We start from the raw sequence: 24,904 nt of genomic DNA, 5'->3' as shown, positions 1-24,904 counted from the left end.
AGAAGCGTATGGAAGGCAGCGGACTTGACCTTAAAACGGCGTTTCGGCGCGGGGAATGGCTCGTTGTGCCGCTCCTTCTGGATGACAAAGGAGCCGCCCGCGAGAGCAGCCGCCTGAAGCATGGCCTGCATCCGCATGGGGTGCGGCTGGAGCTGATGGAGCTTGGATTATGGCCGGCAAAATGGCTTGGCGCGCTGTTATCCACCGGAGGCATTCGCTGGAGCGACGGGCAGGAAGAGCAGCCCGCACTGCAGCTGAGGGCTTTTCCGGCGGCGGATTCAGCCGCCGATCCGCTGCTTCGCCGCGCGCGGACGCTGTTGGCGGCAAGCGGCGGCGGTTATGCCGCGGAGTGGCCGGAGACGCTGTACGAGGACGACTGGTGCCTCGTATTGAATAAACCGGCCGGAATGGCGGTGCACGGCAGCGGGGCTCCGGCCGGCCCTGCCAGGAGCGGAGCCGAGGCAGGAAAGCGGCGCGAATCTGCGCAGGAACGGCGAGGCCCAGCAGCTGCAGCCCAGGCTGCAGGCAGCGCGCAGCTTGCCGCGCCGGCGACGCTCGACGAGGCGGCGGCATGCCGCTGTGTTGCGGCGGACGATCCGCTGCCTGTGCGGCATATTCACCGGCTGGACGATGAGACGTCGGGACCTGTGTTATATGCCAAAAACGATCTGGCCCAGCAGCTGCTGGACGCAGCGATGCGTGATAAAAACATCGGCCGTATTTACTGGGCGGCCGTGCACGGCGTACCGCGACCGAGCTCCGGCGTCATAGATGCTCCGATCGGCCGCGACCGGCATCATGCGGCAAGGCGGCGCGTATCGCCCGGCGGAGACCATGCCGTCACCCGTTATAAGGTGATGGAAGCATGGCCGCAGTCTGCGCTGGTCGAGCTCACGCTTGAGACCGGGCGTACCCACCAGATCCGGGTTCATATGAGCCATGCCGGCCATCCGCTCATTGGAGACGCGCTGTACGGCGGCTCGGTGCAGCTGCTGCAGCGGCAGGCGCTGCATGGCCGGAAGCTGGAGTTCTGTCATCCGTGGACCGGAACGATGATGAGCGTCGATTGCCCGCTTCCGCCCGACTTCAGCCGATTGCTGGAGCGTCTCGGCGGCAGCCCGATTTAATATAAATCAGTACTGGGACAAGTATTTTGCAGAGCAGATCCGACAGGCGAACATTTGCCTGGCGGTTCTGCTCTTTTTTGCTTTTTCGGGATGGGGTGTTAGAGCGCTGCCGCCCGCCGCTAAAGAAAGCTCTTCCCGCAAAGTAGTCATGCTGCCGGACTCCCTGCCATATAGATGGTAGGGAGTAATCGTATTTGCCCAAGCATCAGCAAGGGAAGGGAGGCTTTAGCGTGAGCGGACAATCGCAAGGGCTGCGCTTTGACGTCTACGAGCGCGTGCATTTGCCGGAGGAAGTCGCGGCAATTGAAGAGCTGGAAGAAATCGAGCTCGTTCCCCGCATCCAGGTCATTCAGCAGGGAGAACAGGCGATTTTGCGGGGCCAGCTGCAGCTGAGCGGCGTATATCGGACGGCGGATCGTGCGGATAACGTGCAGACGATGGAGCATGGGATTCCGGTAGAAATTACGCTTCCGATGAACCGCATCGAAAGTCTGGAGGATATTTCGGTGGAGATCGACAACTTTGATGTCGACCTGCTTTCCTCCCGAACGCTTAATATTACCGGGGTATTATCGTTAACAGGATTTCGCGTTGAGCCTGCCGCCGAGGAGCAGGCCGGGTGGCAGGAGGAGCCGTTTACGGCCGTTCACCGCCCGGAAGCTCAGCCGCAGCCTACGGGAGACATATCCTCGTTCCGCTACTTGGAGCTAGAGCAGGAAGAAGAGGAGCAGCCGCAGCAAGCAGCTTACGCGGGGACTGAAGCGGCTTATCCGAATGTCTCCGGCAGCGAGGATGAGGAAGAAACGGCGGCAGAGCAAGACTACCGGCCAGCCTCTTCATCAGAGTATGAAGATAACGTTGATCCGATGGAGGCTGCGCTAAACGAGCCGTATCAGTATGCTGCAGGCTGGACGCAGCTTGGCACGCCGCGCGCCCAAGACGATTTCCCGGCCGGACCGCCAACCTATTTGGCGCCGCTTCAGTCGGCGGACGCGCAGCAGTATCAGCAGCCCTCCTTTGATCAGTGGCCTGGGCTGCCGCGTCAGGATGAACAGCCGCCGGAACCGGAATATCAGCGCCAGCAAACGGATCAGCCGGACTGGATTGCTCTTCAGCGTCAGGAAGAGGAAGAGGAACAGGATGAATTCACGCAGCAGGAGGAAGCCGAGCCGGCTGCTGAATTTGAGCAGCAGCGCCAATCTTTTGAGCAGCCGCCGGATAACCAGCCGGAAGCGTACAGCGAAAAGCCGGTATCCTGGGCGTCATTCAGCGCTTATAGCAGTCTCTCTTCCTCAGCCAGCAGCTCAAATGCCGGGCAAGAGGAAGCCGAGCCGGCGGCGGTGCTGTACGGAAGGCCGCAGGGCACGCAGGAACCGGAGCCTGCGGCTGAAGCAGCCGAGCCGGCTTCCGAGGAGCCTGCGGCTAACGACCGTCCGTCGGCTGATGAGCCGGCCGCCAGCGGCGCAAGAGAGGCTTCAGCCGAGGCTGCGGCGAATGCGACCGGTTCCGCTGATCAGCCGGAATCTTCCGGCCAATCCGCCTACGCCTCGGCATTTGCGGCGGAGCAGCCTCAGGAGCCGGAGCGCCAGGAGCTTCGCATCGCCGTCGGCGCCAAGCGCAGCCCGGCCCCGCCTCAGCAGGAAGCAGGCGACGGAATAACATCGCTGATCGGCAGAAGCCGCCGCGAGCAGGAGCAGCGCCAGGCAGCTGAGCGAAACCGCCAGCAGCAGCAGGAGGCGTCCGCTGCGGTTCCTGCGGAAGAGGTTGAATGGCAGTCTCTCTTTCTGTCCAGAGCCAGCGATGAGAGTGCTTTCCGCAAAGTGAAAATGTGCATCGTACAGCGGGAAGAAACACTTGAGCTCATAGCGGACCGCTATCAGCTTCAAGCGAGAGAAATCGCTCTTCACAACCGCTTAGCCGACGGAAGTGTCTCCGAAGGCCAGGTGCTCTATATCCCTTGATTAGAGGGATTCCCAGGTTGAGAGGGCGGCCTCGGACCTCTGAGGCAACGCCATACGGCAATACCCAGGCGCCTGCTGTCCCAGGCCCGGCTGAATTCATACGCGTCCCCCGGCTAAGCCGGAGGGGCGTTTTTTTCTGTTTTGCTCATATACAATTTATATGTTAAAACTTTCCTTAAAAAGCAGGGTAACTGTATACTGGTAATTACAGTGATGGATTTTTTCAAAGGGGATAGGCTTATGAAATTAATTCGCAAGTCTAGGGTATTCATCGGGAGCTCTCGTGAAGCTATTCCTTATGCTCGCGCTGTTTGCGAACAACTAGAAATGTTTATGGAAGTTAATCCATGGTATGCAGGATCTTTTAGGGCAAATGATTATTCTATGGAATCATTGGAAAGAGAACTTGATGGAAATGATTTTGGTGTTTTCATTTTTGCTGCAGAGGATATTGCATCAATTCGGAACGAATTATTTTTTGTTACTCGAGATAATACCTTATTTGAAATGGGGTTGTTTTGGGGAAGACTAGGAAGAAATAGGGTATTTTGTCTGATTCCGACTCAGAAATCTCTTCCCGAAGTAACAGGGGCTGAACCAGCATCCTTCCATCTCCCTTCAGACCTTCAAGGTCTAACATTGCTGAGATATACTGATCATGAGAGGCTAGCCGCAGCTGTAGATGTATCGTGTGGTAAAATTTTGGAATCGGTTTCAAAAGAAGGGCTCTTCAAGCAAAGACATGAAATTATTGCACAGAGTGAAACACTCATTCAGCGCAAGGAAAGTGTGCTCCAGTTTTTCTGGGAATATATTAGAAACATTAACACTTCAGATTCTACCCAACGTTACTCGGCTTATGCCGAAGCTATTCGGAATTCCATTTTACCTCCTAGCGGTTACAGAACATTAGGCGCTGCACTATGGAAACGGATAAACGATGATCTTGTACAAGTGGGCGGAAATGTGGGAAGAGGTAGAAGCTTTCACATACTAGCTAATAATGAGAAGAAATCGGATGAAGAGCATATCATCGTTCTACGAGTATACAACACAGGAGAATGGACGTTTTTTGGCCGGCGTGAGATTGCTGCTGTACATGTTCTATGCTATCCTTTAGGAACAGAACATGTTTTGTCTGTCCACTTTTCCGGCAAAATTGAGCTTACTGCAGAGCAACTGAAAGGAATTGTTGAGGAGAATGATGATCTGCTAGTGACAATTCAAAGCTTGGTTGGAGGCGATTCGAAATGAATAAACGTCCATTAAAACGCGTCATTCGTGCAGCAGGATCCGCCAGTGGCAATAGCTACATCCACCAGGAAGGATCCGGAATTAAAGCAAGTTTAAGTGGAAAAGTCGTCCCTCGCTATGGGCCTGACGAAAGGTTAAACAAGGGAATTGTCGTTTCAGATGTAACTGCTGCATTGAAAAGTAATGGATGGGTTCAGCAGAACCATTCTGAAATTAAGTTTTTTACTGGCCCTTCTTTGGATGGAGAAGACGTAGAATATATTGAAATCGTTAGCGGCAAAGTTTCTAAAAGAAGGCCATCGTTCGCACGATAACTTTATTAATCCCCGCTTCTTAATTTAGAAGTAGGGGATTTTGTTTATCTTTCCTTCAAACAGAAGGCGAGTTGACTACGGCAACCAACAACGTTAAACTAGAACTGATTATTTACCAGTATTCTTAGTGAACAACGAGGATGGGGAAGAGTGCGCCGGGCGCCTACAGAGAGCGGACTGAAAGTGCTGGAAGGTCCGCAGGTTGCAAAGTCGTACAGGTCGCCCCGGAGTTGCAATGGTCATGCCGCGAGCTCAGCTCGATCCGGCCAGCCGTTGCCGGCCGCAGCCGTTATCCAGCGCCAAAGTGCCGTCCGGGTCAATTGACCGCGAGCGGAACAAAGGTGGTACCGCGGAAGCCAATGCCTTTCGTCCTTTGCTATACAAGGGGCGGAAGGCTTTTTTTGTCGGTCTGGGCCTAATCCTTCTACTTGAGACCAACTATAGCCTAATTATATGAACGAGGGTGAATATGACATGTCAGAGCATCAGCCTACTATTGAAATGCCAACTACGTACGACCCCCGCAGCGCCGAGCAAAAAAGCACGGAGCTTTGGAACAGCGGAGGTTTTTTCAAAGCCGGCCGCGTACCGGAAGCAAAACCGTACACAATCGTAATTCCGCCGCCAAACGTAACGGGCATGCTTCACATCGGCCATGCGCTGGACTTCACGCTGCAGGACATTATGATCCGCACAAAGCGCATGCAGGGGTTTGACGCTCTGTGGCTGCCAGGCACCGACCATGCCGGCATCGCAACACAAACGCGCGTGGAGCAGAAGCTGCGCGAGAGCGGCGTAAGCCGCCACGATCTGGGCCGCGAGAAATTCCTGGAGCAGGTGTGGGAATGGAAGGATACCTACGCCAATACGATCCGCAGCCAATGGGGCAAAATGGGCCTTTCGCTCGACTACTCCCGCGAGCGCTTCACGCTGGACGAAGGGCTGTCCAAAGCGGTGCGGGAAGTATTCGTCCGGCTCTATGAAAAAGGCCTGATCTATCGCGGAGCCAAAATTATTAACTGGGATCCTGCGGCTCGCACGGCGCTGTCGGATATCGAGGTTGAATACAAAGAAGTTAACGGAAATCTGTATCATCTGCAGTATCCGCTCGCTGACGGCAGCGGCCATGTGACGGTCGCTACGACCCGCCCGGAGACGATGCTCGGCGATACGGCCGTAGCGGTTCATCCCGAAGACGAGCGTTACAGCGCCCTGATCGGCAAAAACCTCGTGCTGCCGGTTATCGGCCGTGAAATTCCGGTTATCGCGGACGAATATGTGGAAAAGGACTTCGGTTCCGGAGCTGTCAAAATTACGCCGGCTCATGACCCGAACGACTTTGAGGTTGGCCAGCGCCATAACCTGCCGCAAATTATCGTGATGGACGAAAGCGGCGTTATGAACGCCGAGGCGGGACCTTATCAAGGACTGGACCGCGCCGATGCGCGTAAAAAGCTCGTCGCCGACTTGAAGGAGAGCGGCGTGCTCGTTCGAATCGAGGAGCATGTGCATCAGGTCGGCCACAGCGAGCGCAGCGGCGCCGTTGTTGAGCCTTACCTGTCCACGCAGTGGTTTGTGGCCATGAAGCCGCTAGCCGACCGCGCCATTGAGGCGCAAAAATCCGGCAACGGCGTAAACTTTGTGCCGGACCGCTTCGAAAAAATTTACCTGAACTGGATCGAAAATGTGCGTGACTGGTGTATTTCCCGCCAGCTGTGGTGGGGCCACCGCATTCCGGCTTGGCATTGCGATGCATGCGGCACGATTCATGTGGCGCGTGAAGATTTGGACACATGTCCGGGCTGCGGCGGCACGCTGCGCCAGGACAACGACGTGCTGGATACGTGGTTCAGCTCGGCTCTATGGCCGTTCTCCACGATGGGCTGGCCGGATACGGACAGCGAAGACTTCAAGCGCTACTATCCGAACGACTTGCTCGTCACAGGATATGACATCATTTACTTCTGGGTAGCGCGCATGATTTTCACCGCCCTTGAATTCACGGATAAGATTCCGTTCAAGGACGTGCTCATGCACGGTCTGGTGCGTGATGCCGAAGGTCAAAAGATGTCCAAATCACTCGGCAACGGCGTGGATCCGCTGGATATTATCGAGCAGTACGGCGCAGACGCGATGCGCTTTATGCTTTCCACTGGCAGCACGCCGGGGCAGGATTTGCGTTTCCGCATCGAAAAAGTGGAGCAGGCCCGCAACTTCGCCAATAAAATCTGGAACGCCTCCCGCTTTGCGCTGATGAATCTGGAAGGCTTCCGCTACGAGGATATCGACATTAGCGTGAAGCTTGGCACAGCGGACCGCTGGATTTTGCACCGCATGAACGAGACGTCCCGCGACGTGACGCGTCTGATCGACACGTATGATTTTGGCGAAACCGGACGACTGCTGTACAACTTCATCTGGGACGATCTGTGCGACTGGTACATCGAGGTTGCCAAGCTGAACCTTTACGGCAGCAATCCCGAGGCGAAAAAAGCGACGCAATCCGTGCTCGCATACGTGCTTGACCGCACGCAGCGCCTGATTCATCCGTTCATGCCGTTTATCAGCGAGGAGATTTGGCAGCATCTGCCGCATTCCGGCGACAGCATCTCGATTGCGGAATGGCCGCAATACGACGCTGCTCTGGAGGCTCCTGAGGCGGTGCGCGAGATGGAGCTGCTTATGAGCTCAATCCGTTCCGTCCGCAACATCCGGGCAGAGGTCAACGTGCCGATGAGCAAAAAAATCGAGCTGCAAATTAAGCCATCCGGAGCAGATCAGCAGGCGATTTTGCAGGCGAACGAAGAGCTGCTCCGCCGCTTTGCCGGCACGTCTTCCCTCGTTATTGATTCTGAGCTGTCCGCGCCTGATAAAGCGATGACGGCAATTGTCACCGGCGCCGAGCTGTACCTGCCGCTGGCTGGCCTTATCGATATCGAGCAGGAGATCGCCCGTCTGAACAAGGAGGCCGGCGTGCTTCGCTCCGAGGTGGAGCGCGTGGACAAAAAGCTGTCCAACGAAGGGTTTGTCGCCAAAGCACCAGCCAAAGTCATCGACGAGGAAAAAGCGAAACGGGCCGATTATCAGGCGAAGCTTGATAAAGTATTGGCCCGGATTGAGGAGCTGCGCGGCTAATGAATGACGACAATGTTAAAGGAGAGTCCGGCTCCGCAGCCGTTCTCTCCACCTATGGAGAAGCGAGAGACTGGATCGAAGGGCTGATCAATTTCGGCATTCGTCCGGGGCTCGACCGCATCCGGCTGCTGATGGAGCGCCTTGGCAATCCGGAGCGCCGTCTGCGTTTCATTCACGTTGCCGGCACCAACGGCAAAGGCTCGGTTTGCGCCTATTTGACAGAGACGCTAATTCGCGGCGGATACGATACGGGGACATTTACGTCCCCTTATATCACGAAGTTTACGAACCGCTTCCGCTATAATGGACAAGATATAGAAGAAGAGACGCTGCTGCGTCTTGCCAATGAGCTTAAGCCGCATGTCGAAGAAATCGCTGCAACAGAGCACGGATCGCCAACGATGTTTGAGGTGTCGACGGCACTGGCCATTTTGTTTTTTGCCAAGGTTACGTACCCGGATTACGTCGTTTGGGAGACGGGGCTAGGCGGCCGTTTGGATGTGACGAATATCGTTACTCCTGTCATGTCGATTATTACGAACGTAGGCCACGACCACATGGACGTGCTTGGCGATTCGATTGCAGCGGTCGCCCGCGAAAAAGCCGGCATTATCAAGCCTGGCGTGCCGGTCGTCAGCACAGTGGAAAATGCGGAGGCGCTGGAAATCATTCGCGAAACGGCCCGCGCCTCGAAGTCGACGCTTTATCAGCTCGGCGAGCAATTCAGCGAAACGCGGATTGAAGCGACGGAAACGGAGCAAAGCTTCCGCTTCCAGGGACCTTTCCGGGCGATAGATTCGCTCGCGCTCGGCCTCGGCGGCGCGCATCAGCGCAAAAACGCCGCCGCTGCCGTCATGGCGCTGGAGGTGCTGCGCCAGTACAATGCGCTGCTCGTCGAGGACGAGCAGCTGCGGGCCGGGTTGCGGCTTGCCCAGTGGCCGGGCCGTCTGGAGATGGTGCGGACGGAGCCGCGGCTGCTGCTGGACGGAGCGCATAATCCGGAAGGCGCGGCATCGTTGGCCGCCGCTCTGCGGGACACGTATTCCTATGATAGGCTTCATCTCATGATGGGAATGCTGGATAACAAGAATCACCGGGACGTTCTCCGGCATATACTCCCTATAGTGGATACATTTGTCGTTACGCAGCCTGCTTTCCGCAAGGCCATGCCAGCCGCCGCGCTTGCGGAGCTGGCGCGGGAAGAAGCGAATGCGCTCGGCGTTTCGCCTGAAATTATCGTAGAACCCGATTGGACGCAAGCTCTGCGCCGTTTGGAGCAGGCTGCGGCCCCGGGTGATCTGCCGGTCGTTACCGGCACACTTTATCTTATAGCCGATGTCCGCGCAAATGTGCTTGGGCTGCCGGATTCTGAAAAAGGTTGGTGACCGTCATGACGACGACAGCAGAACACGTTCATTTTATCGGGATAGGCGGATACGGCATGAGCGCAATCGCGCGTGTCATGCTGGAGCTCGGTTATAAGGTGACGGGGTCTGACGTTGCCCGGGCTGAGCTTACGGACAAACTCGCCAAAAAGGGAGCAGAAATCCATATCGGCCACGATGCCAAATATGTGAGCGGCGCTGATCTGGTTGTATACAGCACAGCGCTGCCGAGAGATAACGTGGAGCGCCGCGCAGCCGAGGAATTGAAAATTCCGGTGCTGCACCGCTCCCAGATGCTGGCCCGGCTGATGAACGCCGGCAAAGGCGTCGCAGTTGCAGGCGCGCACGGCAAAACAACAACTTCCTCGATGATTGCGCTTGTGATGGAGAGCTGCGGCGCGGACCCGACCTATATTATTGGCGGAGAAATCGTCAATGTCGGCACAAACGCCAAAGCCGGCAAAGGGGAATACGTCGTTGCCGAAGCCGACGAGAGCGACGGTTCGTTCCTGCATTATCACCCGGCCATTGCCGTTGTGACGAACATCGAGCCGGACCATCTGGAGAACTACGACGGCAACTTCGAGAATTTGAAGTCCGCGTACGTGCAGTTCCTCTCCCAGGTGAAGGAGGACGGCCGTGCCGTCGTCTGCATCGACGACCCGATCGTCCGCGAGCTGCTGCCGCGCGCGGCGGACGCTTTGCCCGCAGACCGGATCATCACCTACGGGATTGACCATGCCGATGCGGAATTCGTCGCTTCGAACCTTGTGCTTGGCGACCGCAAAGTGACGTTCACCTTGTCCCGCGCGGGACAGGAGCTGGGCATCGTGCAGCTGTCCGTGCCTGGCCGCCATAACGTCTACAATGCGATGGCAACGCTGATTACGTGCATGGAAGCAGGCATTCCGTTTGGCGCCGCTGCAGCCGCAATCAAGGAATTTATCGGAGCGAAGCGCCGCTTCCAGGTGCTTGGCGACGTGAACGATATTCTCGTCATCGACGATTATGCGCATCATCCGACCGAGATTCAGGCGACGATCAGCGCCGCCAAAGCGACCGGAAAGCGCATTGTAGCCGTATTCCAGCCGCAGCGTTATACGCGTACGTTCTTCCTGCTGGAGCAATTCAGCCGCGCGTTTGGCGAGGCGGACGAGGTTATTATTACCGATATCTACTCCCCTGCGGGCGAAAAAGAAATTGAAGGCGTCAACTCGCGCAAGCTTGTGGAGCTGATCGTCAAAAACAGCAACGCAAACACCGCCTATATTCCGACCAAGGAAGAGGTTCAGGCGGAGCTTGCCGCCCGTATCGCTCCAGGCGATCTCGTCGTAACGATGGGTGCGGGAGACATTTGGAAAGCAGGCGAAGGCTTGGCGCAGCTGCTGCGCGAGCGCCACGAGGGTGAAAAGTCCTCTTAATCTAGTTTGATTTTATGCCGGTTTGACGGGGAAACCCTTCAAACCGGTTTTTTTGATCCTCTCATTTATGCAACAGGTCATATCTTTGCTGCTAGTCTCATAGAGTAGAGTATGAACTCAGTATGCAAGGAGAGGAAAACGATGACAAAGGCCCGTGTAACATACCGTCCCAATGGGAGCGGCAAGCTGGTGCAGGAAAAAAGCGCTGTGTCGATGCTGTCCGCTCACGCTGCCGTCCAGCCGCAGGTTTTGTCCGGCCGCGCCGCAGAGAGCGGGGCTATGGAGGCGGAAACGGAGCTGTCGGCGATGCGGTTTACCGAGGAGTACAAACCATGGAGCAGTCCGTTCCAGGGTTCGATAGAGGAGCTTGAGCCGCAGCCGCAGCCGGCTGAAAATATTTTAAGCGGCGGGAACGTAGAGGCTGAGGAAGACGGCGAGCCGGGTTTCGATGCGCCGCGCAGAAATTCGCTTCATGAAGATGCGGACTGGGCTGAGGCTGATGAAGAGCTTGATGCGGTCTGGGAACTCAACGTCGAGCGGGTTGCCGGGCAGGAGCATACTCAAGATCGTGAGCCGTTTCGCGGACAGTCCGATGACAAGGATTGGGGCGTTCAAGCTGTTGTGGATTGGCCATGGAGCGACAGCGAGGCTATCTATCCTCCTCCCGTTCCTCCTGCGGCTTCAGTAAAGAGCGCTAAAAAGCTGCAAACACCGCAGAGTCTCCTTCCGGCGGATGTGTTCGACGCCGAGCTTAGGCATAACGGGCCGCTGATTGAGCTGGATGCAGCCCGGCCTTCCCGTAAAAGAGGCATACTGGCGGTCGCGCCTGGAGTTGGCAAAACAGGCGACCGTGCCGGCGGGCCCTCGTGGACGATCGTGCTGTTATCGGTTGTTGGTGCGATTTTGACGGGAGCGGTATTTGGATATATTACGCTGACTCTGTTTGCAGGAGGCGGTATGTTCTCCGACGGAGGGGTTGCAGAAGAAACCGTCGGCGGCATTCAGGCTGTGGAGCCGGGGCAAGGTGTTTCGAATGATCCTGCACCTAACACGGATTCAAAAACGGAAACGGCTGCTCCCGGACCGGCTAAGCCGGTCGCTGCAGCGTGGCCTGCGCAGACGTACCAGCTTTTGCAGTACGGAGTGTTTTCCTCTAAAGTAAGCGCGGAGGCCGCGGCATCCGATTTGAAAAAGGCGGGACTTGCCTCCGCGCTGGCCTATAGCGGCACGGATTACCGCGTTTACGCGGGCATGGCACTGGACCGCAAAGGCGCTGAGACGCTCCGGAGCAAGCTTGACGGGACAGAGGTTTACATTAAGGAAGCCAAGCTTCCTGCAGTAGCGGAAATTTTGTTTGGGGGAAGCGCGGAGAAAGCAGAGAGTTTTGATGCCAATAGCAGCGAGCTGATCCGTTCGCTTGCAGGGCTTGCCGCCGCCCAGCTGTCCGTGAACAAACCGTCCGCAGTCGGAGCGGAGGCAATGAGCTCCTGGAACACCAAGCGGGATGATTGGCTCAAGGAGGCAGCAGCCTTTAAGGAGAGCTTGTCCGGTAAAAAAGAACAGGCGGCAGCCGGCTCGCTTGTTACGGCGATGGAGGGGGCTTCGAATGCGCTGGCTGCATACAATAAAGCGCCTTCTATGAAGCTGCTCTGGACGGTTCAGAGCAAGCTGCTTGAAGCGGTGTTTGCCCAGCGCGAGCTGCGTGAAGCAGCGGCTGCTTCGGCCGGGAAAAAGTAAGGAAGCTCTTGCACGCCTTTACGACGTATGGAACGGAAGTTTTTATCTGAAGGGCGTCATGGCCAAGCCGGGAAAGCCGCCTGTCAGGTCGGGACCCGGCTGCTTCACATTGCTTGAGAGCGGCTTCTTCCCTTATAATGGGACAAGATTTGGACCCAGGGCGGAGGGACGGCAGATGAAAAAGAACGGATGGACGCTGCTCCTGTTCGCGGTGCTCGGCTTGCTTGCCGGAGCGCTGGCAGACCGTTGGCTGAAGGAGGTTCCTTCCTTAGCCGCGCTGACTCGTTCAGCGAAGCTGGATTGGAAGCCATCGGCCGATTTGGGGCTGCTCAGCTACAAGCTTGAGCTGACGCTGAATTTTAGCGTTGTCAGCCTGGCCTGCCTTGTGCTGGCCTTTTGGCTTTACCGCAAGCTTTAATAAGGCAGCGGATTATTTAGAAAACATCGTGCGTGTTGGGGAGCATCGGCGTTCGTCATTCGCGCAGCGCCTGCTGCTGAACCGGACACCGGTTGCGACGTAGGAAGCGAACTTGAAGGAGACTTAACGATGAACGAACGATATGCACTGGACCGGCTTGTGCTTGCCTCTTCATCCCCGAGGCGCAGGGAGCTCGTCGCAGCGCTGCGGCTGCCGCTGCCGGTCGAAGTGCTGGCAACAGATACGGATGAGACGGTTGAACCGGGGCTAGAGCCCCATGAAATTGTAACGGAGCTCAGTCTGCGCAAAGCTGCGGCTGCCGCTCAGCGGCTTTCTGCGGCCGATTTGCAGGAGGGCCGGTCTGCTTTGGTGCTTGGCGGAGATACAATCGTTGTTCTCGACGGAGAAGTGCTTGGCAAGCCGGCAGATGCCGCGGATGCATGCCGCACGCTGCGGCGGCTGAGCGGACGCGCCCATGAGGTGTACAGCGGCGTCAGTCTGCTGCGGACAGGCATGCGCGAATTTAGAGGCGCCGCGGATTCGGAGCAGCCTTTCCCTGCGTCCGAGCTTGCAGTACCGGCCTTCGGCGAAGCCGTTGACGCAAGCTCCGCAAGCGGTCGCTCTAGCGGCGGGCTCCGTTGGAGCAGCGAAGCCCGGCTGGGCCGGATCGGACGCTGGCGCATTGCCGAAGCGAGTCCGGACGAGCCTGTATGCGCAGTAGGGTATACGCGCAGCGAGGTCATTTTCCGCGAGCTGAGCGAGGCCGAGATTGAAGCTTACGTTGCCTCCGGCGATCCGCTGGACAAGGCTGGAAGTTATGGCGTGCAAGGGCTAGGCTCTGTGCTGATTGAAGAAATCGCGGGCGATTTTTACAGTGTCATGGGGCTTCCGCTAGCTCTCGTATATCAGATGCTTCTGCCGTTTGGCGTAAGCCCGCTGCGCTCGTAGAACAAAATTTTAAGTCCATTCCTTTAGGAGTGGACTTTTTGCGTAGATGAATCGTCACATAAGAGGTTAACAAAGCAAAAGTCGAAAATTGGAGGAGATTATAGCGGCAAATGGTGGTAAACTTTAAATGAATATGAAGCCAAAGGCGGTTGTCAATCGATGTCGGAGTCCATTTCGCTTAAAGAATGGCCGGAGGACGAGCGTCCCCGGGAAAGAATGCTGCAGCATGGCGCCGAGGCGCTCAGCCATGCCGAGCTGCTTGCTATTTTGCTGCGTACCGGCACTTCAAAGGAAACGGCGGTTCACCTGGCCTCCAGGCTGCTTCACCACTCCGGAAGCCTGCGCGGGCTGATCGACATGGGCCATAACGAGCTGACCCGCATCAAGGGAATCGGCCCCGCCAAGGCGCTGCAGATTCGCGCCGGCATCGAGCTGGGAAGGCGGCTTGCCCGCACCAAGCAGTCCGACACCGTCATCGTCCGCCGGCCGCAGGATGCCGCTAACTATCTTATGGAGGATTTGCGATATTTGAAGGTGGAGCACTTCGTCTGCCTTTTTCTGAATACGAAAAACCATATCGTCGCGCGTGAAACGCTCTCCATTGGCACGCTGAACGCCTCGCTCGTTCATCCCCGGGAGGTTTTTCGGGCAGCGATCCGCCATGGATGCGCATCCATCATTTGCGCTCATAACCATCCTAGCGGAGATCCGACGCCGAGCAACGAGGATATATTGCTCACTCGCAGGCTGCAGGAGGCGGGCGAATTGATCGGCATCGAGGTGCTGGATCATATTGTCATTGGCGATAAACGCTTTATCAGTTTGAAGGAACATGGAACAATGTAATATAATAAATAGGATTGCCGCATTTTAGAAGGGAGTATAACGATGTTCGGAGTTTCAAAGGATTTGGGGATTGACCTTGGCACAGCTAATACGCTGGTGTATGTAAGAGGTAAAGGAATTGCCGTCAGGGAGCCGTCTGTGGTTGCCCTCCGTACCGATACAAAAACGATTGAAGCCGTCGGCGAACAGGCGAAAAAGATGATCGGCCGCACGCCGGGCAACATCCGCGCCGTTCGTCCGATGAAGGACGGCGTTATTGCCGATTTTGAGACGACGGCAACAATGATCAAATATTTTATCCGTCAAGCGCAGAAGCAGCGCTCTCTTTTTCCGCGCCATCCTAACGTTATGGTATGTGTTCCTTCCGGCATTACGTCCGTGGAGAAGCGGGCAGTCGAGGATGCAACTAAACAAGCCGGAGCTCGCGACGCTTACACGATTGAAGAGCCGTTTGCAGCCGCTATCGGCGCGGATCTGCCCGTATGGGAGCCGACCGGAAGCATGGTTGTTGACATCGGCGGCGGCACGACCGAGGTAGCTGTCATCTCGCTTGGCGGCATCGTAACGAGCCGTTCGGTGCGGATTGCCGGCGATGAGATGGATGAGGCGATTATTCAATACATCAAACGCCTCTACAATCTGATGATCGGCGAGCGCACGTCCGAGCAGCTGAAGATGGAGATCGGATCGGCCATGGCGCTTGAGCAGCCGGTCACGATGGAAATCCGCGGCCGCGATCTCGTCACGGGCCTGCCCAAAACGCTGTCCATTACTTCGGAGGAAATTACCGAAGCGCTGACCGACACGATCGCCGCGATTGTAGACGCAGTGAAAATTACGCTCGAAAAATGCCCGCCGGAGCTGTCTGCTGACATTATGGACCGCGGTATCGTCCTGACCGGCGGCGGAGCGCTGCTGCGCAATCTGGACAAGCTGCTCTCACGCGAAACCGGCATGCCGGTCATCGTTGCCGAGAACCCGCTTGATTGTGTTGCCATCGGCACGGGCCGCGCTCTCGAAAACATCCATCTTTTTAAAACTAAAGGCAGCTCCAGGTCGAGAAGATAACGGCGCATGAGCTGAATAAGACGGGCGGGTGAACCCTTTGTTTAAGCATCTGCGGAACAGGCGGCTCTTCGTCCTCATGATCAGCTTCATTCTCTTCATCGCGGTCATCGGTTATTCGATTTCCCGGGCGGGACTGACGATGCCGGAAAAGTTCCTGCGGGATACGACCGGATACGTGCAGCAATGGTTCTACAAGCCCGCTGGCTACATAGCGGGCTTGTTCCAGGATATCGGCAATCTGCGCTCCGTATATGAGGAGAATGAGCAGCTGCGCATGACGGCAGCCGCATACGCGCGCGATAAAGTGGAATACAATGCTATTCAGCAGGAGAATGACCGGCTGAGCGCAGCGCTTAAATTTACCGAAGAACAGAAGAAAATTTACGACTACAAATACCTGATTGCACAGGTCGTGGCAGTCAGCCCGGATGCTTACAACCGCACCCTTACCATTAATCTCGGCGCGCGTGAGGGCATTCGTGAGCGAATGGCGGTAGTTACGGTTGACGGAATGATCGGTTTCATCAGCAAAGTGTCGGAGCTCACCTCAACGGTGATGCCGATTACTAGCCTGAATGCGGAGGAATCCGGCATTTCCGCTACGGTGCTTGGCAAGCAGAAGCAGTCGTTCGGCATTTTGTCCGGTTACAACTCGGAGACCGAGCATCTGCTCATGACCAAAATTTCGGCGGAAGATCCGATTAAAAAAGGAGATACGGTCATTACGTCGGGACTCGGCAACGTGTTTCCAAGGGGAATGATTATTGGCACCGTCGAAAGCACCCAGGACAGCGACATCGGCTTGACGCGCACAGCCAACATCAAGCTGGCGGCTAAGTTAGATCAACTTAGTGAAGTATTCGTCGTCAAAACAGCGGAGGCGTCCAAATGAAGATGCAAGGGATGGTCCTGCTGACTTATCTTGCCTTTATTTTGCAGACGAGCCTATTTCCCTGGCTTGTTCCAGCCGAATTCTCGGACCGTATCATCCCTCACTTTACATTTGTCATCGTCATGTACGCTGCGCTCTATCACAGCCGCCATTCCGCGCTGCTTCTCGGCGTAGGCTTCGGGATGCTGCAGGATATCGTCTTTCGCGGACACTTGTTAGGGCTGCATGCGTATACGATGGGATTGATTGCCTACTTTATCGGTCTTATGCTGGGCGGACGCAGGCTGACGATGCTGTCTGCGCTTGCCGTCGTTACGATGGCCTCCCTGCTCTACGATTTGGCGGTGTACTATGTGTATGAAGTATTCCGCTTTACGTCGGAGCCGCTGGCGTGGGCGCTTCAGGACCGGATATTCCCCAGCCTGTTCCTCCAGCTGGCTTTTGCTCTTGCCATTTACATTCCGATGCGCCGTTGGTTCGAGGGTATGGTGCGGCTGAAGCCGAAGCCGGGCAAGGAATAGGGCGGGAGCAGGAATCAGACGGTTCGGAGACGAACTTTATCGTTAGGGAGGGACAGGTGTGACCGACAAACAGAAGATCACGATTAAGGGAGTCAAGGACGGTCTCATCTTCCTCTTTGACGATACTTGCGAATTCGCCGAGCTCATGGACGAGCTTCAATACAAGCTGGAGAAGTCCCATCAGCAGCTGCTGTCCGGACCTCTGGTTCACGTTCACGTCAAGCTGGGATTGCGCCAAACGTCGGAAGAGGACAAGGAGCACATCCGCAGCGTCATCCGCCAAAGGGGCAATCTGCTCGTCCAAACGATTGAATCCGAGGCGCCGCAGTCCGATGAGGGTGGCGCCTCCGAGGCGTTCAAGCTGATGACGGGCACGATCCGGTCGGGCCAGACGGTTGAACATGAGGGCAGCCTGCTGCTGCTTGGCGATTTAAATCCCGGCGGCACGCTGCGCTGCTCGGGAGATATTTATGTGCTTGGAGCGCTTCGCGGCATGGCTCATGCCGGAACGGAAGGGCGGCTCGACGCGATTATAGCCGCATCTCAACTGCGTCCGACGCAGCTGAGGATCGCGGATGTAATCAGCCGGCCTCCAGAGGAGTGGATGAGCGGAGACGCATCTATGGAGTACGCTTACCTGGAGAACGGCCGTATGCAGATTGACAAGATGAACCAGCTCGTGCGCATGCGCAAGGAGCCGATGCTGTTCAAAGGGGTGTAGAGCATGGGAGAAGCAATTGTCATCACATCGGGCAAAGGCGGCGTCGGCAAGACGACCACCTCCGCGAATTTGGGCACCGCTCTGGCCCTGCTCGGCAAAAAGGTCGCAATGGTCGATACCGATATCGGCTTGCGCAATCTGGATGTGGTCATGGGGCTGGAAAACCGGATTATTTACGATCTGGTCGACGTGGCGGAAGGACGGGTGCGGCTGCAGCAGGCGCTCGTTAAGGACAAACGTTTTGATGATCTGAGCATGCTGCCCGCCGCTCAGACAAAGGACAAGTCCGCTGTTACGCCGGAGCAGGTCCGTGATATCGTGCTGGAGCTCAAAAAAGATTACGACTACGTGATCATCGACTGTCCGGCCGGTATTGAGCAGGGCTTCCGCAATGCGATAGCGGGAGCGGATCGGGCGATCGTCGTGACGACGCCGGAAAATGCGGCGGTGCGCGACGCGGACCGTGTCATCGGTCTGCTGGAGGGCTCGCAAATTCCCGCCAAGCTCATTATTAACCGTATCCGCCATTCGATGGTGAAAAACGGAGAGATGCTGGATATCGATGATATTTGCCAGGTGCTGGCGATCGATCTGCTCGGCATCGTGCCGGATGACGAGTGCGTCATCAAAGCGGCCAATACCGGAGAACCAACCGTTATGGACCCGACGTCGAAGGCGGCGATTGCTTACCGCAATATCGCGCGCCGCATTTTGGGAGATATGGTTCCGCTCATGCCGCTGGAGGATAAGCCGGGGCGTTTCCGCATGCTGCGGAAATTTCTTGGAATAGGGTAGGAGAAACGCAGTGATCAATAAGCTCAAAAAAATGGATGTCGGCATTCTGACCTTGCTTGTCTGTTTCATGGCAATCAGTGCGGTTTTGCTGTACAGCGTTGGTGATGCCGACCCGGATTATGCCAGCGCCTACAAAAAAACGCTCGTATTTTATGCGCTTGGGTTCGGTGTGCTTATTGTCATGACGCTGATTGACTATAGAATTATTCTTAAATTCTGGATTTATATTTATGCGGTCGGCGTTATTCTGCTTGTTGCGGTGCAGTTTTTTGGCTCAACAGTCAACGGCGCTACCGGCTGGTTCAAAATAACGGAATCGCTGTCGTTTCAGCCGGCCGAGGCCGTCAAGATGGTCGTTATTATTTCAGTTGCCTTTATGATGGGCCGGCGCCAAGGCGAAAAGCTGCAGGTCCTAAAAGATCTGATTCCGATTGCCGCTGTGGCGGGCCTGCCGTTTCTGCTTGTTGTAACCCAGCCGGACCTTGGCAACGCCATTATCTATCTTGTCATCGTGCTCGGCATGCTCTGGATCGGCAACGTCAAGTACACACATGTGCTGATCGGGCTTGTGGTCGTAGTCGGCAGCCTGACGCTGTTCGTGACGTTGTTCAAGACCTATAACGTTGAAATCAAGGAATACGCCAAGCAGCATGATGTCAGTCACTGGTACCAGCGTATCAATACGTACATTGATCCTGAAAGCGCGGATAAAAACGCCCGATACCAGTCGCAGAACGCCCGCATTGCGGTTGGCAGCGGCGGTTTGACCGGTGACGGCTTTTTGGAGGGAGATTCCAAAAACCGCGGCGTTGTACCGTATACGTACTCGGACTCCATCTTTACCGTTATTGGTGAGGAGTTCGGCTTTCAAGGCTCGGCTGTGCTCCTGTTATTGTACTTCTTGCTCATATACCGGATGATTATGATAGCCTTCCAATGTTTCGATTTGCGAGGCTCGTTTATTATCATCGGCGTTGTGTCCATGTATGTGTTCCAGGTGTTCCAGAACGTCGGCATGATGATTGGAATAATGCCGATCACCGGCATCACGCTTCCTTTTGTCAGCTACGGGGGCACGTCATTGCTGCTTAATATGATGTGCATCGGGCTTGTCTTCAGCATCAAGGCGCATCAGGAGCGGTACCAGCTGGAGAATTGAACGTTCGTGTGAAAAGTGCCCGCTGTGCCAAATGCCCGGCCCTCCGATCGCTCTTGATCTCGAATTTCTTTGAATGGGGTATGTTTCACGGTAGAAATCCGACATCAAATGCGAACGCTGCCGCTTCTATGGGCTCGGACTTTGGCTTCGCTGTTTATTTTCAATGAACGTTCAAAAGTATTTGAATAGAGCTAATAGAGAGCCTTGTTAACTGAGGCTCTCTTTTTGTTTTACCTGGAGAGTCATTCTGCTTTCAGCCGTGAATTCCCGCATACTTGGATAAGCCCTCTCATACAGATAAAACAAGCCTTTCCGCTGCCAGAGGAGCGGGGGAAAGAAGGAGGGTAACGGAATGAGCGGACAATATGGGCGTTGGCCCTCGCCGTCAGGCTGGGGCAAAAAGCAGGATAAAGCTACACGTGAGCGTGGCATCGGTAATCGAGAGCGCAGACAAGAGCGGATCAGGGAGTTGACGGAGCGTCTCGGTTCGGAAGAGCCGGAGGTGCAGCCGATAGAGGGAAACAGACCGATTGCCAATGATGCCAGAATCGGCCGCCAGCTGACGCCGGCTGGTGCTCCTGGATCGGCTGGAAAAAAAAGGTCTGAAGGCGGCAAGCCAAGCAGACGTCCGGGAGAAAAAACGGGCGATTCGCTTGGAAAACAACCCGCTGCGGGACCATATGGAACGAGAGTTTACCATCCAAATGCGCCAGCGGATTGGGAGCAGCCGCCGCTTGATGGAGCATGGCTGGAGGCATGGCCGCAGCCGACGGACAGAGACCCGGAGATAGAGTGGAAAAACAGCGCAAATCCTTGGCGGCGTCTGGAGGAAGCCTCAGGGGTCAAGGGCGGGCTTGGGGAAAGAAGGAGCATATCCGGCAGATCGGGAGGCGTCCCCGGCGGCTCAGGCGGCGGAAACGGCGGACAACCCGGTAACCTTGGTTCCCGGATTGCCAAAGGCTTTTCAAGGAGGCTGCTTGTGTCCGCGGCGCTGTTTGCAGCCGTATGGGGGCTGTTTCAGCTGGACGGAGCCGCAGCGCGGCATGGACAGGCGCTCGTGCGCGAAGCATTAACAAAGCCGATGAATATGGCGGCCGTAGCAGGCTGGTATGAAGGGCTGTTTGGAGCTCCGCCTTCTTTTATTCCGGGATTCGGCGACAATTCTCAGCAGGCCTCGGCAAAGCCGGAGCGGGCTGCGGAGACTCCCGTGGAGGGAGGAAGCATCGTGCGGAGCTTTGCGGAGCTGTTAGGCGGCGTGGAAATTTCCGGCCAGCCGGGTGCTGAGGTGCGCGCGGCGGAGGAAGGACGGGTGCTGCTCGTGTCGGCGTCGGATGCCAAGGGGCCGACCGTTGTGCTGCAGCATGCCGGAGGAAGAACGACGTACTACGCGCAGCTTGGCGAGGCCAATGTAGCTGCAAACGATTGGGTGGAAGCGGGAGATGCGATCGGAACGCTCGGACAAGCGGCTGAGGGCAGCGAAGCGGCCTTGCTGTACTTTGCGGTAAAGGATAAGGACCGGTACATCGATCCTGCGGATGTGATTCCGTTTGATTAATATCGGCGGCATTCGCTGGAGCCTGCATCCGCTGCTGGCAGTGTTGATGCTGCTATCGGTTATGACCGGTTATATTGGCGAGCTGCTGACGCTATTCCTGCTCGTATTTGTCCACGAGCTTGGACATGCCGCTGCAGCTTACGGCTTCGGCTGGAAGGTGCTAGAGATCAAGCTGCTTCCTTTTGGCGGAGTAGCGGAGCTGGAAGAGCGGCCAGGTGCTCCCGCTTATGAGGAAGCGGTCATCGCTTTGGCCGGACCGCTGCAAAACGTATGGATGGGCGTCGCAGCGTGGTCGCTCGGCGCTCTTGGGTTTATGGACCCCCAATGGGCGGATTATTTGCTGAAAGCAAATCTTCTGCTGCTTGTATTCAATTTGCTGCCCATTTATCCTCTCGACGGAGGCCGGCTGCTTCGTTATGTGTGCGGGCTCCGCTTCAATTATTACACGACGCTTCGTTTTAGCGCATGGGCCGGCATGGCGTTCAGCGTGCTCATGATCGTTTATGCGCTGCTGCCGGCGGAAGGCCGTGAAGGCATACAAGCCAATTTGCTGGCCGTTGGTATTTTTCTTCTGGCCGCCAATTGGACCTACCGGAAACAGGTGCCTTATCTGTTCATGCGCTTTCTTATGAGTCGCGAGCGAGGTTCCCGGCGCAAAATCCGGGACGGCTCCAGGGCAAAACCGATCGTCGTAACGAGGCTGCACCCGATTTGGACGACCGCGCGCCTTTTTCTCCGTGATCAATATCATCTCGTATATGTGATGGAAGACCGCGGACAGATTGTCGGCGTGCTGCCGGAGCAGAGAATTGTCGAAGGATATTTATCGGGAGACCGTGCAGTTTCAGACCTTTTGAGGTAAAATAATAGTCATCTCGGTTCGGCATGGGACCTTAAAGGGCGAGTTCAAAAAGATCGCCATTCAGCACCGAGAAGGTTGTGTGAACCAGAAGAAGGAGGAGCAGAGTGTAGCCAAACCTACATGAGCACCGGACTTCGAAGGTGAACACAAGATTCGAAGTCGAACTCGCTTCCTGGTTTACATCGATCAATGGGGGGCTTTTTGAACAACCTCTAAAAGGCGGTGTGCCGGTACAAATGAAAAAAACGATGCTTGTTCACGGCGACGGAGCCTTGCTGCAGACAGCTGTTCTGCAGGATGGCCGCGCCGTTGACTTTTTCATGGAGTCCGCCCAGCAGGGAGGGCTTGTCGGTAATATGTACAAAGGGCGGATTGTCAATGTGCTGCCTGGAATGCAGGCTGCGTTTGTCGATATTGGACTGAACAAAAATGCTTTTCTTTATATTGATGAGCTGATTCACCCGGCTGGGGCTCGCCCCGAGGAAAAACCGTCCATTACGGAGCTGGTCAAGCCTGGGCAGGAGCTGCTCGTACAGATTATCAAGGAGCCGATCGGGGGCAAGGGCGCGAGGGTATCTACTCATTTTTCGCTGCCCGGCCGCTGGCTTGTTTATATGCCTGGGGCGGATTATGTAGGCGTATCCAAAAAAATCGCCTCGGAAAGCGAACGCAACCGGCTTCGTTCCGTTGGCGAGGAGCTTCGCCGTAACGGCGAGGGCGTCATTATGCGGACGGTGGCGGCAGGGGAGAGCGTGCATTCGCTGCGCGGCGATTTAATGCAGCTGCGCGATCTGTGGGAAGAGGTGCTTCGCAGAGGGCGCGCGGCCAAACCTCCGGAGCCGGTGCTGCTGGAAGCGGCGCTGATGAGGCGCATTTTCCGGGACACGTATACGTCGGGTATGGAAGTGCTGATCGACGACAAGACCCGTTTTGCGGAGGCGCGCCAGCTGTTAGGCGAGCTTTCTCCGGGCAGCGAGAAGCAGCTGAAGCTGTATGATTCTGCTGCCGAGCGCAAATCGCTGTTCGACCGGTATGGAGTCACCGAGCAGCTGAACGCCGCTTTCCAGACAAGAGTGTGGCTGCCAAGCGGCGGTTATCTTGTTTGGGAGCAGACGGAGGCTTTGACGGTCATTGACGTCAATACCGGCAAGTTCACCGGAACCAGCGGGCTTGAGGATACGGTATTCCGCACCAATATGGAGGCGGCTCGCGAGATTTCACGCTTGCTGCGGCTCAGGGACGTCGGCGGCATTATTATCGCTGATTTTATCGATATGGAAGATAGCGGCAATCGGGAAAAGGTGCGCCAGGAGCTTGAGCACGCCTCTCGCGAAGACCGCAGCAAATGCCAGATTCACGGCTGGACAAGGCTGGGGCTTCTGGAGATTACCCGTAAAAAAACGAGACGGAGCGTTGGACCGCAGCTTCATTCCGTTTGCGAATGCTGCGGCGGCAGCGGGCACCGTTATTCAGGGGCGGCGCGAGAAGTCAAGCAGCAGCCGAAATAGCTTGATTGGGCTGGTTGCGTATGATACAATGCCTTAGTGTATGTCCGGCATGGACATACTCAGGTACCGCGCAGGACGGGTTCATAACCAAGCTTCGGGCACCCTCAGCGGCGTCCGACACCCCACCCAGGCGAGTCTTCGACTATAAGGAGGTGCACCATCCATGTTCGCAATTTTTGAAACAGGCGGCAAGCAATACAAAGTTCAGCAAGGCGATGTTCTTTACATTGAGAAGCTGAACGCCGGCGAAGGCGAGAACGTAACGTTTGACCGCGTTCTGGCTGTATCCAAAGACGGAGGTCTGGTTACCGGTTCCCCGGTTGTTGCCGGAGCAACGGTTTCCGCTAAGGTCGAGAAACACGGCCGCGGCCAAAAGATCATCGTTTACAAGTACAAGCCGAAAAAGAACTACCGCCGCAAGCAAGGCCACCGTCAGCCGTACACGAAAGTAACGATCGAAAGCATCCAGGCGTAAGTTCAGGATAGCCTATGATTGTCGCTACATTCATTCGGCGGGCCAGTGACCGGCACATCGTCGGCTTCTCCATCGAGGGGCACGCGCGATATGCCAAAGCAGGCAAAGACATCGTATGCGCTGGTGTTTCCGCCGTCACGGTGGGCACCGTTAATGCTATTGAAGTGCTGACGGGAGTCGAGCTTCCGGCAAGCATGAAAAATGGATGGCTCCAGTCGGATATTCCGGAGCAGTCTGATCCTGAGACGAATCTCAAGGTGCAGCTGCTGCTGGAATCCATGAAGGTCATGCTGGAAGGGATTGCGGAATCCTACAGCGCTCATGTGACCCTCAAGGAACAATTCAAGTAAGAAGGGAGGATTCCGACATGTTGAAACTGAATCTTCAATTGTTCGCATCCAAAAAGGGTGTAGGCTCCACGAAGAACGGACGCGACAGCCAATCGAAGCGTCTTGGCGCGAAACGTGCGGATGGACAAACCGTAACGGCTGGTAACATTCTTTACCGCCAACGCGGCACGAAAATCCACCCGGGCAACAACGTAGGCATCGGTAAAGATGATACGCTGTTTGCAAAGATCGACGGCGTTGTTAAGTTTGAACGTTGGGGACGCGACCGTAAAAAAGTCAGCGTATACCCGGTTGATCTGGCTCCGGTAGCTGCAGCAGTAGAAGCTTAAGACCAAGAGACTCGCGACCCGGCCTGATTTGAGCAGGCCGGGTTTTTTTTCGATGTAACGTGTCAATGGATTTGGATTTTAGCTGGTGATGGAATGTTGTGCGAAAGGCCGTCAGGCATCCTT

At 56.0% G+C, this 24,904-nt stretch carries 23 protein-coding genes; all 23 read left to right on the top strand.

Features of this window, described 5'->3' with window-relative positions; translation table 11 throughout:
• Window positions 1-8 precede the first annotated feature (8 nt).
• Window positions 9-1,127, top strand: a complete 1,119-nt coding sequence (locus M3223_RS05075) for an RluA family pseudouridine synthase (RefSeq protein ID WP_251559595.1) — start codon at window positions 9-11, stop codon at window positions 1,125-1,127.
• 230 nt (window positions 1,128-1,357) lie between these two features.
• Window positions 1,358-3,088: a LysM peptidoglycan-binding domain-containing protein gene (locus tag M3223_RS24435; protein WP_251559593.1), complete on the top strand. Its 1,731-nt coding sequence runs from the start codon at window positions 1,358-1,360 to the stop codon at window positions 3,086-3,088.
• 240 nt (window positions 3,089-3,328) lie between these two features.
• Complete coding sequence (locus M3223_RS05065; RefSeq protein ID WP_251559591.1) at window positions 3,329-4,342, top strand: TIR domain-containing protein; 1,014 nt, start codon at window positions 3,329-3,331, stop codon at window positions 4,340-4,342.
• Window positions 4,339-4,656 carry a hypothetical protein gene (locus M3223_RS05060; protein ID WP_251559589.1) on the top strand — a complete coding sequence of 106 codons (318 nt, stop codon included), beginning with the start codon at window positions 4,339-4,341 and terminating at the stop codon, window positions 4,654-4,656. Before M3223_RS05065 ends, M3223_RS05060 begins: the two co-directional genes overlap by 4 nt.
• Before the next feature lie 474 nt (window positions 4,657-5,130).
• Window positions 5,131-7,791 carry a valine--tRNA ligase gene (locus M3223_RS05055; RefSeq protein WP_251559586.1) on the top strand — a complete coding sequence of 887 codons (2,661 nt, stop codon included), beginning with the start codon at window positions 5,131-5,133 and terminating at the stop codon, window positions 7,789-7,791.
• Window positions 7,791-9,176, top strand: a complete 1,386-nt coding sequence (locus M3223_RS05050; protein WP_251559584.1) for a bifunctional folylpolyglutamate synthase/dihydrofolate synthase — start codon at window positions 7,791-7,793, stop codon at window positions 9,174-9,176. The genes M3223_RS05055 and M3223_RS05050 overlap by 1 nt, the downstream gene beginning before the upstream one ends.
• Window positions 9,177-9,181: 5 nt before the next feature.
• Window positions 9,182-10,597 (top strand): UDP-N-acetylmuramate--L-alanine ligase, encoded by a 1,416-nt coding sequence (gene murC, locus M3223_RS05045; RefSeq protein ID WP_251559582.1) that lies wholly within the window; start codon window positions 9,182-9,184, stop codon window positions 10,595-10,597.
• A 141-nt stretch (window positions 10,598-10,738) separates the two neighbouring features.
• Complete coding sequence (locus M3223_RS05040; RefSeq protein WP_251559580.1) at window positions 10,739-12,334, top strand: SPOR domain-containing protein; 1,596 nt, start codon at window positions 10,739-10,741, stop codon at window positions 12,332-12,334.
• 175 nt (window positions 12,335-12,509) lie between these two features.
• A complete protein-coding gene (locus tag M3223_RS05035) occupies window positions 12,510-12,752 on the top strand; it encodes a DUF4321 domain-containing protein (protein ID WP_251559578.1) in 243 nt (80 codons plus the stop codon).
• Between the two features lie 129 nt (window positions 12,753-12,881).
• The gene (locus M3223_RS05030) at window positions 12,882-13,700 is read left to right on the top strand and encodes a Maf family protein (RefSeq protein ID WP_251559576.1); all 819 of its coding nucleotides are present in this window, start codon (window positions 12,882-12,884) and stop codon (window positions 13,698-13,700) included.
• A gap of 159 nt (window positions 13,701-13,859) precedes the next feature.
• Window positions 13,860-14,546 (top strand): RadC family protein, encoded by a 687-nt coding sequence (radC, locus tag M3223_RS05025; RefSeq protein WP_251559574.1) that lies wholly within the window; start codon window positions 13,860-13,862, stop codon window positions 14,544-14,546.
• Between the two features lie 42 nt (window positions 14,547-14,588).
• On the top strand, window positions 14,589-15,614 hold the full coding sequence (locus tag M3223_RS05020; protein WP_251559571.1) for a rod shape-determining protein: 1,026 nt from the start codon (window positions 14,589-14,591) through the stop codon (window positions 15,612-15,614).
• 76 nt (window positions 15,615-15,690) lie between these two features.
• Window positions 15,691-16,506, top strand: coding sequence for a rod shape-determining protein MreC (gene mreC / locus M3223_RS05015; RefSeq protein ID WP_251559569.1), 816 nt, complete (start codon window positions 15,691-15,693; stop codon window positions 16,504-16,506).
• On the top strand, window positions 16,503-17,027 hold the full coding sequence (gene mreD / locus M3223_RS05010; protein WP_251559567.1) for a rod shape-determining protein MreD: 525 nt from the start codon (window positions 16,503-16,505) through the stop codon (window positions 17,025-17,027). Before mreC ends, mreD begins: the two co-directional genes overlap by 4 nt.
• A gap of 58 nt (window positions 17,028-17,085) precedes the next feature.
• On the top strand, window positions 17,086-17,748 hold the full coding sequence (locus M3223_RS05005; RefSeq protein ID WP_251559565.1) for a septum site-determining protein MinC: 663 nt from the start codon (window positions 17,086-17,088) through the stop codon (window positions 17,746-17,748).
• A 3-nt stretch (window positions 17,749-17,751) separates the two neighbouring features.
• A complete protein-coding gene (gene minD, locus M3223_RS05000) occupies window positions 17,752-18,543 on the top strand; it encodes a septum site-determining protein MinD (RefSeq protein ID WP_251559562.1) in 792 nt (263 codons plus the stop codon).
• 10 nt (window positions 18,544-18,553) lie between these two features.
• Entirely contained in the window at window positions 18,554-19,702 is a 1,149-nt protein-coding gene (locus M3223_RS04995) for an FtsW/RodA/SpoVE family cell cycle protein (protein ID WP_251559560.1), read from the top strand.
• Window positions 19,703-20,054: 352 nt separating this feature from the next.
• The gene (locus M3223_RS04990; protein ID WP_251559557.1) at window positions 20,055-21,257 is read left to right on the top strand and encodes a M23 family metallopeptidase; all 1,203 of its coding nucleotides are present in this window, start codon (window positions 20,055-20,057) and stop codon (window positions 21,255-21,257) included.
• Window positions 21,250-22,119: a M50 family metallopeptidase gene (locus tag M3223_RS04985; RefSeq protein ID WP_251559555.1), complete on the top strand. Its 870-nt coding sequence runs from the start codon at window positions 21,250-21,252 to the stop codon at window positions 22,117-22,119. Before M3223_RS04990 ends, M3223_RS04985 begins: the two co-directional genes overlap by 8 nt.
• A 236-nt stretch (window positions 22,120-22,355) precedes the next feature.
• Complete coding sequence (locus M3223_RS04980; protein WP_251559553.1) at window positions 22,356-23,627, top strand: Rne/Rng family ribonuclease; 1,272 nt, start codon at window positions 22,356-22,358, stop codon at window positions 23,625-23,627.
• Window positions 23,628-23,790: 163 nt separating this feature from the next.
• A complete protein-coding gene (rplU, locus tag M3223_RS04975) occupies window positions 23,791-24,102 on the top strand; it encodes a 50S ribosomal protein L21 (protein WP_251559551.1) in 312 nt (103 codons plus the stop codon).
• A gap of 14 nt (window positions 24,103-24,116) precedes the next feature.
• Window positions 24,117-24,452, top strand: coding sequence for a ribosomal-processing cysteine protease Prp (locus M3223_RS04970; RefSeq protein ID WP_251559549.1), 336 nt, complete (start codon window positions 24,117-24,119; stop codon window positions 24,450-24,452).
• 17 nt (window positions 24,453-24,469) lie between these two features.
• Entirely contained in the window at window positions 24,470-24,781 is a 312-nt protein-coding gene (rpmA, locus tag M3223_RS04965; protein WP_251559547.1) for a 50S ribosomal protein L27, read from the top strand.
• The last annotated feature ends 123 nt before the right edge of the window (window positions 24,782-24,904 follow it).

The organism is Paenibacillus pasadenensis (assembly GCF_023715725.1).
GTDB lineage: Bacteria > Bacillota > Bacilli > Paenibacillales > Paenibacillaceae > Paenibacillus_O > Paenibacillus_O pasadenensis_A.
The sequence above is the reverse complement of the archived record's forward strand: the minus strand, read 5'-3'. Positions and strand labels throughout refer to the sequence as shown.

What these genes read in the sequence shown, in the direction of transcription:
- mreC (WP_251559569.1), top strand. Translation starts at nt 15,691, where the DNA reads ATGATCAGCTTCATTCTCTTCATCGCGGTCATCGGTTATTCGATTTCC.
- rplU (WP_251559551.1), top strand. Translation starts at nt 23,791, where the DNA reads ATGTTCGCAATTTTTGAAACAGGCGGCAAGCAATACAAAGTTCAGCAA.
- M3223_RS05065 (WP_251559591.1), top strand. Translation starts at nt 3,329, where the DNA reads ATGAAATTAATTCGCAAGTCTAGGGTATTCATCGGGAGCTCTCGTGAA.
- M3223_RS04990 (WP_251559557.1), top strand. Translation starts at nt 20,055, where the DNA reads ATGAGCGGACAATATGGGCGTTGGCCCTCGCCGTCAGGCTGGGGCAAA.
- M3223_RS05020 (WP_251559571.1), top strand. Translation starts at nt 14,589, where the DNA reads ATGTTCGGAGTTTCAAAGGATTTGGGGATTGACCTTGGCACAGCTAAT.
- M3223_RS05060 (WP_251559589.1), top strand. Translation starts at nt 4,339, where the DNA reads ATGAATAAACGTCCATTAAAACGCGTCATTCGTGCAGCAGGATCCGCC.
- M3223_RS05040 (WP_251559580.1), top strand. Translation starts at nt 10,739, where the DNA reads ATGACAAAGGCCCGTGTAACATACCGTCCCAATGGGAGCGGCAAGCTG.
- M3223_RS05055 (WP_251559586.1), top strand. Translation starts at nt 5,131, where the DNA reads ATGTCAGAGCATCAGCCTACTATTGAAATGCCAACTACGTACGACCCC.
- rpmA (WP_251559547.1), top strand. Translation starts at nt 24,470, where the DNA reads ATGTTGAAACTGAATCTTCAATTGTTCGCATCCAAAAAGGGTGTAGGC.
- minD (WP_251559562.1), top strand. Translation starts at nt 17,752, where the DNA reads ATGGGAGAAGCAATTGTCATCACATCGGGCAAAGGCGGCGTCGGCAAG.
- M3223_RS05030 (WP_251559576.1), top strand. Translation starts at nt 12,882, where the DNA reads ATGAACGAACGATATGCACTGGACCGGCTTGTGCTTGCCTCTTCATCC.
- M3223_RS05050 (WP_251559584.1), top strand. Translation starts at nt 7,791, where the DNA reads ATGAATGACGACAATGTTAAAGGAGAGTCCGGCTCCGCAGCCGTTCTC.
- murC (WP_251559582.1), top strand. Translation starts at nt 9,182, where the DNA reads ATGACGACGACAGCAGAACACGTTCATTTTATCGGGATAGGCGGATAC.
- radC (WP_251559574.1), top strand. Translation starts at nt 13,860, where the DNA reads ATGTCGGAGTCCATTTCGCTTAAAGAATGGCCGGAGGACGAGCGTCCC.
- M3223_RS04970 (WP_251559549.1), top strand. Translation starts at nt 24,117, where the DNA reads ATGATTGTCGCTACATTCATTCGGCGGGCCAGTGACCGGCACATCGTC.
- mreD (WP_251559567.1), top strand. Translation starts at nt 16,503, where the DNA reads ATGAAGATGCAAGGGATGGTCCTGCTGACTTATCTTGCCTTTATTTTG.
- M3223_RS05075 (WP_251559595.1), top strand. Translation starts at nt 9, where the DNA reads ATGGAAGGCAGCGGACTTGACCTTAAAACGGCGTTTCGGCGCGGGGAA.
- M3223_RS04980 (WP_251559553.1), top strand. Translation starts at nt 22,356, where the DNA reads ATGAAAAAAACGATGCTTGTTCACGGCGACGGAGCCTTGCTGCAGACA.
- M3223_RS05035 (WP_251559578.1), top strand. Translation starts at nt 12,510, where the DNA reads ATGAAAAAGAACGGATGGACGCTGCTCCTGTTCGCGGTGCTCGGCTTG.